Source organism: Rothia santali, assembly GCF_024199905.1.
In the GTDB taxonomy this organism is placed as follows: Bacteria; Actinomycetota; Actinomycetes; order Actinomycetales; family Micrococcaceae; genus Rothia; species Rothia santali.
The window spans coordinates 139,678-153,765 of the sequence record NZ_JANAFB010000002.1 but is presented as its reverse complement, the minus strand read 5'-3'; the positions used below and the strand labels follow the sequence as shown (position 1 = coordinate 153,765).

Annotated in this window: 13 protein-coding genes, 1 tRNA gene and 2 riboswitches; of the genes, 5 read left to right on the top strand and 9 right to left on the bottom strand. The window is 71.3% G+C overall.

Translation table 11 applies throughout. The features are described 5' to 3' along the window. Positions 1-23: 23 nt before the first annotated feature. Positions 24-122, bottom strand: a riboswitch (glycine riboswitch). Further along, positions 123-213: riboswitch (glycine riboswitch) on the bottom strand. It abuts the riboswitch before it with no gap. Positions 214-472: 259 nt separating this feature from the next. The 3 genes from NBM05_RS01680 to NBM05_RS01670 are packed head-to-tail and all read left to right on the top strand — an operon-like array spanning position 473 to position 4,660. Then, positions 473-1,810 (top strand): acyl-CoA dehydrogenase family protein, encoded by a 1,338-nt coding sequence (locus NBM05_RS01680; RefSeq protein ID WP_373689256.1) that lies wholly within the window; start codon positions 473-475, stop codon positions 1,808-1,810. A gap of 1 nt (position 1,811) precedes the next feature. Then, positions 1,812-3,278 (top strand): MFS transporter, encoded by a 1,467-nt coding sequence (locus NBM05_RS01675; protein ID WP_254164634.1) that lies wholly within the window; start codon positions 1,812-1,814, stop codon positions 3,276-3,278. Then, positions 3,275-4,660, top strand: a complete 1,386-nt coding sequence (locus NBM05_RS01670; RefSeq protein WP_254164631.1) for an LLM class flavin-dependent oxidoreductase — start codon at positions 3,275-3,277, stop codon at positions 4,658-4,660. Before NBM05_RS01675 ends, NBM05_RS01670 begins: the two co-directional genes overlap by 4 nt. Before the next feature lie 335 nt (positions 4,661-4,995). On the opposite strand, the gene rplL is transcribed toward NBM05_RS01670, so the two are convergent. The 7 genes from rplL to NBM05_RS01635 all read right to left on the bottom strand — a co-directional run bounded on the left by rplL (position 4,996) and on the right by NBM05_RS01635 (position 9,570). Beyond that, positions 4,996-5,382: a 50S ribosomal protein L7/L12 gene (gene rplL, locus NBM05_RS01665; protein ID WP_254164629.1), complete on the bottom strand. Its 387-nt coding sequence runs from the start codon at positions 5,380-5,382 to the stop codon at positions 4,996-4,998. Positions 5,383-5,506: 124 nt separating this feature from the next. Continuing rightward, positions 5,507-6,046 (bottom strand): 50S ribosomal protein L10, encoded by a 540-nt coding sequence (rplJ, locus tag NBM05_RS01660; RefSeq protein WP_254164627.1) that lies wholly within the window; start codon positions 6,044-6,046, stop codon positions 5,507-5,509. A 467-nt stretch (positions 6,047-6,513) separates the two neighbouring features. Continuing rightward, entirely contained in the window at positions 6,514-7,206 is a 693-nt protein-coding gene (gene rplA, locus NBM05_RS01655; RefSeq protein ID WP_254164625.1) for a 50S ribosomal protein L1, read from the bottom strand. A gap of 131 nt (positions 7,207-7,337) precedes the next feature. Further along, entirely contained in the window at positions 7,338-7,772 is a 435-nt protein-coding gene (gene rplK, locus NBM05_RS01650) for a 50S ribosomal protein L11 (protein ID WP_254164623.1), read from the bottom strand. 320 nt (positions 7,773-8,092) lie between these two features. Next, positions 8,093-8,971: a transcription termination/antitermination protein NusG gene (gene nusG, locus NBM05_RS01645; protein ID WP_373689260.1), complete on the bottom strand. Its 879-nt coding sequence runs from the start codon at positions 8,969-8,971 to the stop codon at positions 8,093-8,095. A 178-nt stretch (positions 8,972-9,149) separates the two neighbouring features. Further along, positions 9,150-9,413: a preprotein translocase subunit SecE gene (gene secE, locus NBM05_RS01640; protein WP_254164621.1), complete on the bottom strand. Its 264-nt coding sequence runs from the start codon at positions 9,411-9,413 to the stop codon at positions 9,150-9,152. A gap of 84 nt (positions 9,414-9,497) precedes the next feature. Continuing rightward, positions 9,498-9,570 (bottom strand) — tRNA-Trp (locus NBM05_RS01635). A gap of 290 nt (positions 9,571-9,860) precedes the next feature. On the opposite strand from NBM05_RS01635, the gene NBM05_RS01630 reads away from it, so the two are divergent. Beyond that, positions 9,861-11,072 (top strand): pyridoxal phosphate-dependent aminotransferase, encoded by a 1,212-nt coding sequence (locus tag NBM05_RS01630; RefSeq protein WP_254164619.1) that lies wholly within the window; start codon positions 9,861-9,863, stop codon positions 11,070-11,072. A 109-nt stretch (positions 11,073-11,181) separates the two neighbouring features. Beyond that, entirely contained in the window at positions 11,182-12,213 is a 1,032-nt protein-coding gene (locus tag NBM05_RS01625) for a 6-phosphofructokinase (RefSeq protein WP_254164617.1), read from the top strand. A 114-nt stretch (positions 12,214-12,327) separates the two neighbouring features. On the opposite strand, the gene ygfZ is transcribed toward NBM05_RS01625, so the two are convergent. Next, complete coding sequence (ygfZ, locus tag NBM05_RS01620; RefSeq protein WP_254164615.1) at positions 12,328-13,467, bottom strand: CAF17-like 4Fe-4S cluster assembly/insertion protein YgfZ; 1,140 nt, start codon at positions 13,465-13,467, stop codon at positions 12,328-12,330. Beyond that, positions 13,464-14,069 (bottom strand): heme-binding beta-barrel domain-containing protein, encoded by a 606-nt coding sequence (locus NBM05_RS01615; RefSeq protein ID WP_254164613.1) that lies wholly within the window; start codon positions 14,067-14,069, stop codon positions 13,464-13,466. Before NBM05_RS01615 ends, ygfZ begins: the two co-directional genes overlap by 4 nt. Positions 14,070-14,088 lie beyond the last annotated feature (19 nt).

Below are 14,088 nucleotides of genomic sequence, written 5' to 3'. Positions count from 1 at the left end.
GTTCTCCGGCGAAGGTGGGCTGTCCTCCCCACTCTGTACGTGACCTGAGAGTTTCGGGAGCGGACGAACGGGTCCGCGCCCTTGCCCCTTCGGCGGGACCACGGGGCCCCTTTCCAGAGTCGCCTGGCGTGACGGTTCGTGGGCCTGAGAGTTTCCCGGGGAGGGTTTGCTCCTTCGGCGCCCGGCTGACCGGGGCTCTCCCGCCGCGCGTGATCGGCTGCACCTCTTAGTGTGCCACATCGCACGCCGGCGGTCTGCAGCCCGCACGACCCGGCCGCCCAGCCATCGGGACCCGGCCCGCTTGCCCCGGACGATGGCCGACCTGGCCCGGACGACGGGATGTGCAGGGGACCGCACCGATGTGACGCCGCGAAGACGTCACATGTCGACATATGACCGTTGAGGCCGGTGTCTCGTTATGTAACAGCAACACTTCCGGGGCGTCCGCCGTCCCCGTACCCTCGAGACGGCCATGTCCACCGCAGAAGCGAGAGCCACGATGACCACCCAGACCATCGGCGCGCACACCGCCCGCCTCCCCCGCGACTACGACGCCCTGCGCGAGCGCTTCGCCCCCCTCTTCGAGGAGGCGGCCGAGGGCGCGCTGCGGCGCGAGCTCGAGCGGGAGCTCCCCCACGCCGAGATCCGGGCGCTCGACGCCGCCGGGTTCGGCGCCCTCCGCGTCCCGGCCGATCACGGGGGCCCGGAGGTCAGCATCGAGACCTTCGCCCGCCTCCTGATCGACCTCGCCGAGGCCGACTCCAACATCGCCCACGTCTACCGCTCCCACTCCGGCTTCGTGGAGTCCCTGCGCTTCCAGCCGCGCGAGGTCCAGGAGGAGTGGTACCCCCGCGTGCTCGCGGGCGAGACCGTGGGCAACGCCTCGACCGAGCGGGGCGGCAACCGCCTCGGCACGCTCAACACCGTGCTGACCCGCGGCGAGGACGGCGGCTGGCGCATCACCGGCGAGAAGTACTACACGACCGGGACCATCTTCTGCGACCACACCCGCGTCTCCGCGGCCCTGGACGGGCAGGACGGGCGGCGCTTCGCCGTCGTCGCGGTCGACGCCCCCGGGGTGACCGTGGCCGACGACTGGGACGGCTTCGGCCAGAAGCTGACCGGCACCGGGACCACCACGTTCGAGGACGTCGCCGTCGGGCCCCGCGCGGTGCTCGACCGCGTGACCGGCTCCCCCGAGGCGATCCACGAGGCGGCGTTCTTCCAGCTCGTGCTGCTCGCGGTCATGGCCGGCATCGCCCGGGCCGCCCGGCGCGACGCCGCCGCGACCATCGCCCGCCGCGCGCGCACCTTCAACACCGGGTCGGGCCTGCCCTTCCGCGAGGACCCGCTGATCCAGGAGGCCACCGGCCGGATCGCCGCCAAGGCCTTCGCCGCCGAGGCGACGGTGCTCGCGGTCGCCCGCGCCCAGGACGCCGGGCTGCGCGCCGCGGTGGAGTCCGGCGCGGCGTCGTGGGACTTCCTCGCCGAGCCGGACTTCGCCGCCCGGATCCCCGAGGCCCTGCACCAGAGCGAGATCGCCGTGGAGCACGCCCAGGTCACGGTCCCGGACCTCGCCCTCGACGCCGCCCAGGAGCTCTTCCTGACCGTCGGCGCCTCCGCGGTGTCCCGGGGCAAGGCCCTGGACCGGCACTGGCGCAACGCCCAGACCGTGGCCACCCACAACCCCATCGCCTTCCGCGCCCGCGCGCTGGGCGACTACTGGATCAACGGCACGCTCCCCGAGGGCCTCAACGCCATCGGCGACGCGACGCCCTCCGCCCCCTCCTCACCCCGACAGGACGCCTGAGATGAGCGAGAACACCCTCACCGAGAACCGGCCGCCCGCCAACGCGGCCGAGGCGAAGCGCTCGAGCCCCGTCCGGGTCCTCGGCAGCGCCTTCGCCGGCACCACCATCGAGTGGTACGACTTCTACCTCTATGGGATCGCCGCCGCGATCATCTTCAACAACCAGTACTTCCACTCCTCCTCGCCGCTCGTGGCCCTGCTGGCCTCGTTCGCCACGCTGGCCGTGGGCGTCGTCGTGCGCCCGATCGGGGGCATCCTCGCCGGGCACATCGGCGACCGGGTGGGCCGCAAGGTGCTGCTGGTCGGCTCGCTGCTGACGATGGGGATCTCCTCGACCCTGATCGGGGCCCTGCCGAACTACGACGCGATCGGCATCCTGGCGCCCGTCGGGCTCGTCGTGCTGCGCGTGTTCCAGGGCCTGTCCGCCGGCGCGGAGTGGGGCGGCTCGGCCCTGCTGAGCGTGGAGCACGCCCCGCCCCGCCGCAGGGGCTTCTTCGGCTCCTTCACCCAGATCGGCTCCGCCGGCGGCATGCTGCTCGCGACCGGCTCCTACGCCATCGTCCAGGCGGCGTTCACCGACGAGCAGTTCGCGGCCTTCGGCTGGCGGCTGCCCTTCCTCGCCTCCGGCCTGCTCGTGGCGGTCGCCCTCGTCATCCGGCTGGGGGTGACCGACGCCCGGGAGTTCAAGGACGTCAAGGAGGCCGGGGCCGTCAAGCGCGCGCCCGTGATCAGCGTGATCAAGGACCACCCGCGGGCCCTGCTCGTCACGATCTTCCTGCGCGTGGCCCAGAACGGCATCTACTACCTCGTGACCGTGTACCTGCTGACCTACCTCAAGGAGACGCAGGGCGGCTCGGGGTCGGTGCTGACCGCCGTCATGATCGCCTCCGCGATCGGGCTGTTCTCGGGTCCCGTGTGGGGGCTGATCTCGGACAGGGTCGGGCGGCGCCCGGTCTCGCTGTTCGGGTACGTCGCGATCGGCGTGTTCGGCTGGCTGATCTTCATCGCCGCCGACGCCGGCGCGTTCTCGGTCATGCCGCTGATCATCGTCCTCGGCCTGGTCTTCGCCCACGACTCCGTGTACGGCCCGCAGGCCGCGTGGTTCGCCGAGCAGTTCCCGGTCGAGGTCCGCTACTCGGGCGTGAGCATGGGGTACCAGATCGGCACGCTCGTGGGCGGCGGCCTCATGCCCTTCATCGCGACCCTGCTGTACGCGTGGGGCGGGGAGACGCCGTGGCTCATCGTGGCCTACCTCTCCGTCCTGGTGGTGATCTCCGTGATCGCGGCGCTGCTCGCCGTGGACCCCGCCCGCGCCGAGGCGCGGGCCGCGGCGGCCACCCGGCCCGGTGCGGAGACCTCCCCGGCCGACGCCGCCGCTGCCGGACCCGTCGCCGCCGCGGCCGAGCCCGCCGGCGTCGCCACCGCGCCGTCCGACCAGACCGAACCGACCCCCCAGGAGAACCGATGACCCGCCCGATGCTGCTCAACGCCTTCGACATGCTCGTGCCCGTCCACCAGTCCCCCGGGCTGTGGCGGCACCCCGAGTCCGGCGTCGAGAGGTTCGACCGGCTCGACTACTGGATCGACCTCGCCGAGACGCTCGAGGACGGCGGCTTCGCCTCGCTCTTCCTCGCCGACATCCCCGGCATCTACGACGTCTACGGCGGCGACGAGGCGGCCTCCGCCCGGGGCGGGGTCCAGTTCCCGCTGCTGGACCCCCTGGTGGTCATCCCGGCGATGGCCCGGGCCACCCGCTCGCTCGGCTTCGGGGTCACGGCCTCGGTGACCTACGAGCAGCCCTACCTGCTCGCCCGCACGCTGAGCACCCTGGACCACTTCACCGAGGGCCGCGTGGCCTGGAACATCGTGACCAGCTACCAGGACTCGGCGGCCCGCAACCTCGGCATGTCGGGGCAGATCCCCCACGACGAGCGCTACGACCGCGCGGACGAGTACATGGAGGTCATGTACAAGCTGCTGGAGGGCTCGATCGACGACGACGCCGTGCGGGCCGACCGCGAGGCCAACGTCTTCGTCGACCCCGCCAAGGTCCGGCCGATCGAGCACGAGGGCCGCTGGTTCTCCGTCCCGGGCGCCGCCCTGACCCACCCCGGCCCGCAGCGCACCCCGCTGCTCTTCCAGGCCGGCGCGTCCAAGCGCGGCCAGCAGTTCGCGACCGACCACGCCGAGGCGATCTTCTTCTCCGGGGGCACCCCGGAGCTGGTGCGCCGCTGGGTGGACGGCGTCCGCGACTCCGTGGAGGCCGCGGGGCGCCCGCGCGATGCGGTCAAGATCTTTTCGCTGGCCACCGTGGTGGTCGCCGAGACCGACGAGGAGGCGCAGCGGCGCCTGGAGGAGTACCACGAGCTCGTGGACACCGAGTCGGCGCTGGCGCTGTTCGGCGGCTGGACCGGCATCGACCTCTCCGGCGCGGATCCGGACTCGACCCTGGAGTACGTGGCGACCGAGGCGAACCAGTCCGCGCTGGCGACCTTCACGACGCTCTCCGGCGGCAAGAAGTGGACCGTGCGCGACCTCGCGGAGTTCGTGGCCATCGGCGGCCGCGGACCGGTCATCGTCGGCTCGCCGGAGACCGTGGCCGACGAGCTCGAGCGCTGGCAGGAGGAGGCCGGCGTCGACGGCTTCAACCTCTCGGCCGCGGTGCGCCCGGCGGACCTCGAGCGCTTCGCCCGGCTGGTCTCCCCCGAGCTGCGCCGCCGCGGCCTGCTGCCCGAGGCCGAGGAAGGCACGACGCTGCGCGAGCGGCTGACCGGCGCGGGGCCGCACCTGCCCGCCGACCACCGCGGCGCCTCCTACCGGCGCGCCGCGGCCGGCCGGCGCGGGCGCTAGGGGACGTCCCCCTCCCGCCGCAGGGTGCGCAAGGGCCCGCCTCGGATGATCCGGGGCGGGCCCTTTCGTCTGCGCCGGCTCCCTGCCGGCAGCGCGGTTCCGGGCGCCGCGGTTCCGGCTCAGTCAACCCGGGTCCGCGAACCCGGTGGCCGCGGACAACGGGTACGGCGAAGAATGGGCGCGGCGGTTCCGGGCGCCGTGGGCAACGTGACGCCGACGGCGTCGTGCGCCGCGGTACGGGCCGGGACCCCGCGGCGTCGTGCGCCTTAAACGGGAGGAGGCTCCCCCACCGACCGGTGGGAGAGCCTCCGAACCAAAGATTTCCGGAAGGGAAATTACTTGAGGTTGACGGTAGCGCCCGCGCCCTCGAGCTGCTCCTTGGCCTTCTCGGCGTCCTCCTTGGAGGCACCCTCGAGAACCGGCTTGGGAGCGCCGTCGACCAGGTCCTTGGCCTCCTTGAGGCCGAGGGAGGTGATGGCACGGACTTCCTTGATCACTGCGATCTTCTTGTCGCCGGCGGCCTCGAGGACGACGTCGAACTCGGTCTGCTCCTCCTCGGCGGCGGCCTCGCCACCACCGGCGGCGGGGGCGGCAGCGGCGGCAACCGGAGCGGCGGCGGTGACGTCGAAGGTCTCCTCGAAGGCCTTGACGAAGTCGGACAGCTCGATCAGGGACAGTTCCTTGAAGGCCTCGATCAGTTCATCGGTGGTCAGCTTAGCCATGTGCTTGGCTCCTTCTCATGTCTTGTTGCAGCGGTTGGTCCTGCAACGGATCTTGGTCTCCTGGCCCCGGGCGGGATCCAGGCGCAACGGTTGCCCGTTGCCGGCATCGAACGAGTCGAATGCCTTAGGCGGCGGATTCTCCACCCTGCTCCTCGACCTTCGCGCGCAGGGCCTCTGCGGTGCGGACGGTCTTGGACATGGGTGCCTGGAACAGCGATGCGGCCTTGGAGAGGGCGCCCTTTGCGGCACCCGCGACCTTGGACAGCAGCACTTCGCGAGATTCAAGATCCGCAAGCTTTTCGATGTCAGCTGCATTCAGGGGGCTGTCTCCGAAGAAACCGCTCTTGATGATCAGCTGGGGGTTCGCCTTGGCGAAGTCACGCAGGCTCTTGGCCGCCTCTACCGGCTCGCCGGTGATGAAGGCGACGGCCGAGGGGCCCTGGAGGTCGTCGAGGTTCAGGCCCTTGACGCCGGCTTCCCTGGCCGCGATAGCGGTCAGCGTGTTCTTCACCACGGCATATTCGGCGTTCTCACCGAGGGAACGGCGCAGCTCCATGAGCTTCGCCACGGTGAGACCACGATACTCAGTCAAAACAGCAGCGTTCGAGTTGGAGAAGAGATCCTTCAACTCGGCTACAGCGGCTGCCTTTTCCGGTGTCGCCATGGTACTCCTTCCGGTCTGATTGCCGGGCGCCCAGGAGGCCACAAAAAAGGCCCCGCGCAGGAGGCGGGGCACGTCTGGGCTCGACGCGCAGAAGATGCGCGGAGATGTCCCATGGGTGTCACGTTCGCCTGCGCTGGCCGTTCCTGAGGAACTCTTACGGCGGATCAGCACGACCCGAGGGACATGCGAAACCTACGACCGGCGGTCTTTGGTGACTCCAGTAAACCACACGGGCCCGGCCGGCCCCAAGTCCGCGGCCGGGAGTGGGAGGCGGATCACACGGGCTCGGCGGCTCGACCCGGCGCCGGAGGCTCGCGGGGGCGGCTCGCACCGCCCGGACCGCCGGGCGGCCCTCCCCCGCCCGGCCCCGAATCCCGGAGCCCCGGGGCCGCCCCGCTCGGACACGACGGAGCCCCCGCCCCGAGCCGCAGCTCGGGACGGGGGCTCCGCGCGCCGTGGGCGCGTGACTACTCCGCGGAGGCGGGGTCCATCGGGATGCCGGGGCCGAAGGTGGTGGCCAGGGTCATCTTCGAGATGTAGCGGCCCTTCGAGGACGAGGGCTTGAGGCGGACGATCTCCTCCACGGCGGCGCGGAAGTTCTCCTCGAGCTGTGCGGCGTCGAAGGAGGACTTGCCGATGATGAAGTGGAGGTTGGCGTTGCGGTCGACGCGGAAGTCGATCTTGCCGCCCTTGATGTCGCCCACGGCCTTGGTGACGTCCATGGTCACGGTGCCGGTCTTGGGGTTCGGCATGAGGTTGCGGGGGCCGAGGACCTTGCCCAGGCGGCCGACCTTGCCCATCATGTCCGGGGTGGCCACGGCGGCGTCGAAGTCGACCCAGCCGTCGGCGACCTTGGCGATGAGCTCGTCCGAGCCGACGTAGTCGGCGCCGGCGGCCTCGGCCGCGGCGGCCTTCTCACCCTGGGCGAAGACGACCACGCGGGCGGTCTTGCCGGTGCCGTTGGGCAGGTTCACGGTGCCGCGGACCATCTGGTCGGCCTTGCGGGGGTCCACCGAGAGTCGCAGGGCGACCTCGACGGTGGCGTCGGCCTTGGAGGCGTTGATCTCCTTCGCGAGGGCGATCGCCTCGGAGGCGCCGTAGAGGCGGTTCTCGTCGATCTTCTCTGCGGCTGCCCGGTACGCTTTGCTGCGCTGTGCCATCTGCTGATTTCTCCTTGTGCAGTTGTGGTCTGTCGGATCGCGCTGGATCCTGCCACGCACCCGCCGAAGGGCGGGAGGCCCGCTCGGTGCGGGACTTGTACGGAATGTGCTGGTTGCGAGGGGCCCCGGGGCTACTCGCTGATGGTGATGCCCATGGACCGGACGGTGCCGGCGATGATCTTGGAGGCGGCCTCGACGCTGTTGGAGTTGAGGTCCGGCATCTTGGTCTCGGCGATCTCGCGGATCTGGTCTGGCGTGATGGAGCCGACCTTCTGGGTGTGGGGAACGCCCGAGCCCTTGGCGACGCCGGCGGCCTTCTTGATCAGCTCCGCGGCGGGCGGGGTCTTGGTGATGAAGGTGAAGGAACGGTCCTCGTAGACGGTGATCTCGACGGGGACGACGTTGCCGCGCATGGACTCGGTGGCCGCGTTGTAGGCCTTGCAGAACTCCATGATGTTGACGCCGTGCTGACCGAGCGCGGGGCCGACGGGCGGGGCCGGGTTAGCGGCACCTGCCTGGATCTGCAGCTTGATGAGGCCTGAGACCTTTTTCTTCTTGGGAGCCAATGTGGGTCCTTTTCGTGACGGTGCTGACCGTCGCACAGGAGCGTGCGACGGCGGGTGGCCACCGTGGCGCGGTGGCCGCGCGAGTGCCCGCCAAAGCTGAGCGAGCACACGCGACGTCCATCTTAGTCCCCCGGCCGGGCACGCCGCCACCCGAGGGGATCAACCTCACGCCCGGGCCGGGCGGCGAAGGGCCGGGGGGGGTCGATCTCGCCCTCGGGCCGTGCGGGCGAAGGGCCCCGAGGAACGGCGAACGGCGCGCCGGACCGAGGGGTCCGGCGCGCCGTGCGTGGCGGGGTCCCGGGCACGCGCCCGGGAGCCCGTCAGATCTTGGTGACCTGGTTGAAGCTCAGGGTCACGGGCGTCTCACGCTCGAAGAGCGAGACGAGCACGACCAGCTGCTGGGCCTCGGGCTTGATCTCGGAGATCGTGGCGGGGAGGGTCTCGAACGGGCCCTCCTTGACGATCACGGACTCGCCGATCTCGAAGCCGACGTTGAGCTGCGGGGCGACGGCCTCGGGGATCGGCTCGCCGGCCTCCTTGGCGGCTTCAACCTGCTCGGCCTCGAAGACCGGGGCGAGCATGTCCACGACCTCGTCGAGGCGCAGCGGGACCGGGTTGTAGGCGTCCTGCCCCACGAAGCCGGTGACGCCCGGCGTGTGGCGAACGACGCCCCACGACTCGTCGGTCAGGTTCATCCGGACCAGCACGTAGCCGGGGATGCGGACGCGGCGCACGGTCTTGCGCTGCGCGTTCTTGATCTCCACGACCTCCTCCATGGGGACCTGGATCTCGAAGAGGTCGTCCTCCATGTTCATCGACTGCGCGCGCGTCTGGAGGTTGGTCTTCACCCGGTTCTCGTAGCCGGCGTAGGTGTGGATGACGTACCAGTCACCCTCCTGGCGACGCAGCTTGGAGCGGAACTCCTGGAGGGGGTCGACCTCCTCCTCGGGCTCCGCGGGGGTGCCCTCGGAAGCTTCGTCCGAGTCCTCGGCGTCCTCGTCCGAGTCCTCGGACTCTTCATCCGACGCCTCGGCGGAGGCCTGGACCTCCTCGAGGGTCTCCTCCACCGTGTCCTCGAAGCCCGCGTCGTCGCCGATCTCGGACTGCTCGGAGTCCTCCTGGGCGGAGGAGACGAGCTCGGACTCGGTCTGCTCGAAGCCGGACCCGGCGGTCCGCTCGGCGGCCTCGGCCTGTGCGATCTGCTCGGAGTCGTCCGCGGGGATCTCCACGACCTGCTCGGAATCGTCGGAGGGGAGCTGCGCGTCGTGGTTCTCGAGTTCCTGCTCGGGCACTGTTCCTGCTTTCTCGTGGCATCGACGTCGGCGGGCCGACGACGTGCTCACGCGGAGATCGGTTGGATGACGTGGGCGGGTCCCGCTACTGCGGCCCCGCGGTTCCGTTGCCGAAGAGCCAGAAGGCGCCCTGCCCGAAGACGAAGTCGAGGGCGGAGATCAGCAGCAGCATGAACGCCACGAACACCAGGACGATGATCACGTAGTTGGTGAGCTCGCGTCGGGTGGGGGTGACGACCTTCTTGAGCTCGCCGATCACCTCGCGCAGGAAGGTGAGGATCCGACCGAAGAAGCCCTTCTCGCGAGCTGCCCGCTCGCCGGCGGCTTCCGGTACTGCGGCTCTTGCCATCTCGGTTCCGCCCCTTTCCTCGACGATCGACGAGCACCTCGACTGCTGTTCACGGGCCCGGGGGCGCCGTGAGGGGAAATTCTGCAGGGCAGACAGGACTCGAACCTGCAACCTGCGGTTTTGGAGACCGCTGCGCTACCAATTGCGCCACTGCCCTTCGGCAACCTGTGAGTCGCCGCCCCACTGTTCAGATCCCGAGCCGCTTCAAGGCGCACTCGATCACTGGGTTGTGAGCACCGGGAACTACTGTAGCGGCTCCGCTCGCACGACGCAACGCGACGCCCGGGAGGGAGCCGGGAGCGTCCGCGCCCTCTCTCCGGGAGCGGGCCGAGGACCCCCGCCCCCGGCGATCCGTCCTAGGCTTCCGAGACCTCCGCCACCTAGGATTGACCGGGGGGCCAGCTCCCCCGCCGCCCACCGCCCGAGACGCCCCAGAGAAGAGAGACCATGACCTCCCACGAGCGCATCTCCGCCCGCATCGCAGCCATCGCCCCCTCGGCCACCCTGGCCGTCGACTCCAAGGCCAAGGCCCTCAAGGCGGCGGGGCGCCCCGTGATCGGGTTCGGCGCCGGCGAGCCGGACTTCTCGACCCCCGGCTACATCGTCGACGCCGCCCGCGAGGCGCTCGAGGACCCCGCCAACTTCCGCTACACCCCGGCCGCGGGCCTGCCCGAGCTGCGCGCCGCCATCGCCGAGAAGACCCGTCGGGACTCCGGCTACGACGTCGAGCCCTCGCAGGTCCTGGTGACCAACGGCGGCAAGCAGGCGGTCTACGAGGCGTTCGCGACCGTCATCGACGAGGGCGACGAGGTCCTCCTGCCCGCCCCCTACTGGACCACCTACCCCGAGGCGATCCGGTTGGCCGGCGGCGTCCCGGTCGAGGTCTTCGCCGGGTCCGAGCTGGAGTACAAGGTGACCGTGGACCTGCTGGAGGAGGCCTTCACGGAGCGGACCAAGGCCCTGATCTTCGTCTCCCCCTCCAATCCCACCGGCGCCGTCTACTCGCCCGAGGAGACCGCGGCCATCGGCCGGTGGGCCGCGGAGAAGGGCGTCTTCGTCATCACCGACGAGATCTACGAGCACCTGACCTACGACGGCACGCCCTTCACCTCGATCGCCACGGCCGTGCCCGAGCTGGGCGATCGGGTGATCGTGCTCAACGGCGTCGCCAAGACCTACGCGATGACCGGGTGGCGCGTGGGCTGGATGATCGCCGCGGCCGACGTCCTGAAGGCCGCCGCCAACCTGCAGTCGCACCTGAGCTCCAACGTCAACAACGTCGCCCAGCGCGCGGCGATCGCGGCCGTCTCCGGCTCCATGGACGCCGTCGAGGAGATGAAGGTCGCCTTCGACCGGCGCCGCCGCGCCATCGTCGAGGGGCTCAACGCGATCGAGGGCGTGCACTGCCCGACGCCGGAGGGCGCCTTCTACGTCTACCCGGACGTGACCGGGCTGATCGGCAGCACCGTCTCGGGCCGCCGCATCGACTCCTCCCAGGACCTCGCCGAGGTGATCCTGGAGGAGGCCGAGGTCGCGGTGGTCCCGGGCGAGGCCTTCGGCCCCTCGGGCTACCTCCGGCTCTCCTACGCGCTGGCCGACGACGACCTGCGGGAGGGCGTCGAGCGGATCCAGCGCCTGCTCGCGACGGCGCAGCGCTGACGGACGAAACCCTCGGGAACACACACGATCCCACGGCCCCGCAGGGTAGGATGGGAACCCAGATTCCCGCCCGACCAGACCACCGTGATCAAGCTAGGAGAAGGCCGAGATGAAGATCGGACTGCTGACCAGTGGGGGCGACTGCCCCGGGCTCAACGCCGTCATCCGGGGCGCCGTGCTCAACGGCGTCAAGACCTACGATGACGAGTTCGTCGGCTTCCGGGACGGGTGGCGCGGCGTCGTCGAGGGCGACGTCATGGACCTCCCCCGCACCAAGGTGCGCGGCCTCGCCCGGACCGGGGGGACGATCCTGGGCACCTCCCGGACCAATCCCTTCGACGGGCCGCACGGCGGGCCGGAGAACATCTCGATCGTGCTGGAGCGCCACCACATCGACGCGATCGTCGCGATCGGCGGCGAGGGCACGCTGGCCGGGGCCAAGCGGCTCGCCGACGCCGGCCTGCCGGTCGTGGGCGTGCCCAAGACCATCGACAACGACCTCCAGGCCACCGACTACACCTTCGGCTTCGACACCGCGGTCTCGATCGCGACCGACGCGATGGACCGCCTGCGCACCACGGGCGAGTCCCACCACCGCTGCATGGTCGCCGAAGTCATGGGGCGGCACGTCGGCTGGATCGCGCTGCACTCGGGGATGTCGGCCGGCGCGCACGCCGTGCTGATCCCGGAGCAGAGGGTCCCGATGAGCCAGGTCGCCGAGTGGGTCAAGGAGGTGCACGACCGCGGGCGCGCGCCGCTGGTGGTCGTCGCGGAGGGGTTCATCCCCGAGGGGTTCGACGAGGTGCTGCACGAGAAGGGCACCGAGAAGGACGGCCGGCCCCGGCTCGGCGGGATCGGTGAGTACGTGACCGAGGAGATCGAGCGGCTGACCGGCATCGAGACCCGCAACACCACGCTGGGGCACATCCAGCGCGGCGGGGCCCCCACGGGGTTCGACCGCGTGCTGGCCACCCGCTTCGGCATGGCCGTGGTGGACATGATCCACGACAAGGAGTGGGGCCGGATGGTCGCGCTGAAGGGCACCGACGTCGTGCGCGTGGACTTCTCCGAGGCGCTGAACAACCTGAAGCAGGTCCCGCAGCACCGCTGGGACGAGGCCAAGGTCCTCTTCGGCCGCTGACCGGGGCGGTTCCCGCGGCGGGCCCAGCCCCGGACGGTGGCGGGCCAGCGCGGCCGGGAGCCCAGATCCGGCGGGGAGGGCCCGCAGGACCTCTCCCCGCCCGCCCCTTCCGGCTCAGCGCAGGAAGTCCGCCCGGTTCCGGCGGCCCGCGGCCTGCCCGGCGTCGGGCTCCACGATCACGGTCTGCGCCGCGGCATACTCGATCGCTGCGGGGGCGCCCTCGGCGTCACGGGTCTCGGCCTGCGCGGAGTCCCCGCCGTCGTCGAGGACGGTGAGCTGGGCACCGGGGTCCACCGAGCGCTTGACGACCGCGAGCGCGATGGGACCGGCCTCGTGGTGCTGGGCCACGCTGGTCACCCGCCCGACCGTCCGCTCCCCGAGCCGCACGGCCGAGCCGCGGGCCGGGATCGTGTGCTCCGAGCCGTCGAGGTCCAGGAAGACCAGGCGGCGCGGCGGGTGCCCGAGGTTGTGCACGCGGGCCACCGTCTCCTGCCCCTTGTAGCAGCCCTTGGCCAGGTGCACCGCCGTGCGCAGCAGGTCCAGCTCGTGGGGGATGGTGCGCTCGTCGACCTCGGTCGCGACGCGCGGGCGCCACGCCTCGATGCGCAGGGCCTCCGCGGCCCACACGCCCGACCAGCGCAGCCCGAGCCCGGGCAGCCGGTCCCGGGGCACGACCGCCTCGAACCAGGCGTGGCCCTCCCCCGGATGATCCGGCCCCGAGTAGGCGATTCCCCCCTCGACGACCCCCGGCCACGGGTCGCGCCACACCGGGCACGCCAGGTCCGGGCCCAGCGCCTCGGCGAGGTCCCGGCCGGAGCCGATCACCGCGAACTCGTCGCTGACGTTGGCCACCTCGACCCGGAGCATGAAGCGCATGGAGTCGAGGAACGCCGCGAGCGGCTCCGCCTGCCCGGCCTCGACGATCAGCCACAGCCGGTCCTCCCCCACGATCACGTGCGGGGCGTAGTCGATCCGCCCCTGCACGGTCAGCAGGGTGGTCTCGGCCGAGGCGCCGGCGGGCAGCCCGGTGATCACCTGCGAGGAGAGCGTGGTGAGCCAGGACGCGCGGTCCTCCCCGGCGATGGTCACGATCTCCCGGTGCGAGAGGTCCACGGCCGCGGGGGCGCCGCCGTCGTCGCGGGCCAGGGCGCGCTGCTCCTTGACCGGGTCGCCGTAGTGCGCGGCCACGCCGGCGTCGGGCGCAGCGGCCTCGACCGCGCCGTGCAGGCCCAGCAGCGGGGAGCGGCGGCTCACGAGCCCTCCACCCTCCGCAGGCGCGCCGAGGCGTGGGAGCCCATGCCCTGGCCCATGGCCGACATGTCCCAGGCCCACATGAGCTCGCCGTTGACGAGGCCGTACATGCGCGAGGCGGCCGCGTACTCCTTGGCGCCCGAGCTGCGCATCACGGCGTCGGTGGCCATCTGGATCCGGGGCCCCTCGATGACGCCGACGTACATCTCGCTGATGCCGCCGGGGTGGTCGATGTTCGCGATCATCTCGAAGCCGCCCTCCTCGCGGCGCAGCTTCTCGACGTCCTCCGCGGAGGTCATGACGGGCACGACGTCGGCGGGCAGCAGCCCCGGCCCCGGGTCGCCGTCCTCGAGCGGGCGGTCTAGCTGCCAGAACCCGGTCTCCACGGAGAGCGGGCGGGTCTGGTTGCCCTCCTCGTCGAGGAGGTACGACTCGGCGCGGTACTCGAGGTACGGGAGGCCGTTCTGGCGGAAGGAGACGATCTGGCCGAACTGGCGCTCCTCCTGCTCGCCGTAGCCGAGCACGCCCACCCCCTCCCACTCGCCGAGCAGCCAGGCGAAGGGCACGAGTTCGGGGGTCAGGTTCGCGGGGATCTCAATAGGCATGACCCCATCTTAAAACACC

Excerpts from the sequence above, each read along its gene's own strand:
- NBM05_RS01625 (WP_254164617.1), top strand. The coding sequence starts at position 11,182 with ATGAAGATCGGACTGCTGACCAGTGGGGGCGACTGCCCCGGGCTCAAC.
- rplL (WP_254164629.1), bottom strand. The coding sequence starts at position 5,382 with ATGGCTAAGCTGACCACCGATGAACTGATCGAGGCCTTCAAGGAACTG.
- NBM05_RS01630 (WP_254164619.1), top strand. The coding sequence starts at position 9,861 with ATGACCTCCCACGAGCGCATCTCCGCCCGCATCGCAGCCATCGCCCCC.
- NBM05_RS01670 (WP_254164631.1), top strand. The coding sequence starts at position 3,275 with ATGACCCGCCCGATGCTGCTCAACGCCTTCGACATGCTCGTGCCCGTC.
- rplA (WP_254164625.1), bottom strand. The coding sequence starts at position 7,206 with ATGGCACAGCGCAGCAAAGCGTACCGGGCAGCCGCAGAGAAGATCGAC.
- NBM05_RS01675 (WP_254164634.1), top strand. The coding sequence starts at position 1,812 with ATGAGCGAGAACACCCTCACCGAGAACCGGCCGCCCGCCAACGCGGCC.
- NBM05_RS01680 (WP_373689256.1), top strand. The coding sequence starts at position 473 with ATGTCCACCGCAGAAGCGAGAGCCACGATGACCACCCAGACCATCGGC.
- rplJ (WP_254164627.1), bottom strand. The coding sequence starts at position 6,046 with ATGGCGACACCGGAAAAGGCAGCCGCTGTAGCCGAGTTGAAGGATCTC.
- secE (WP_254164621.1), bottom strand. The coding sequence starts at position 9,413 with ATGGCAAGAGCCGCAGTACCGGAAGCCGCCGGCGAGCGGGCAGCTCGC.
- NBM05_RS01615 (WP_254164613.1), bottom strand. The coding sequence starts at position 14,069 with ATGCCTATTGAGATCCCCGCGAACCTGACCCCCGAACTCGTGCCCTTC.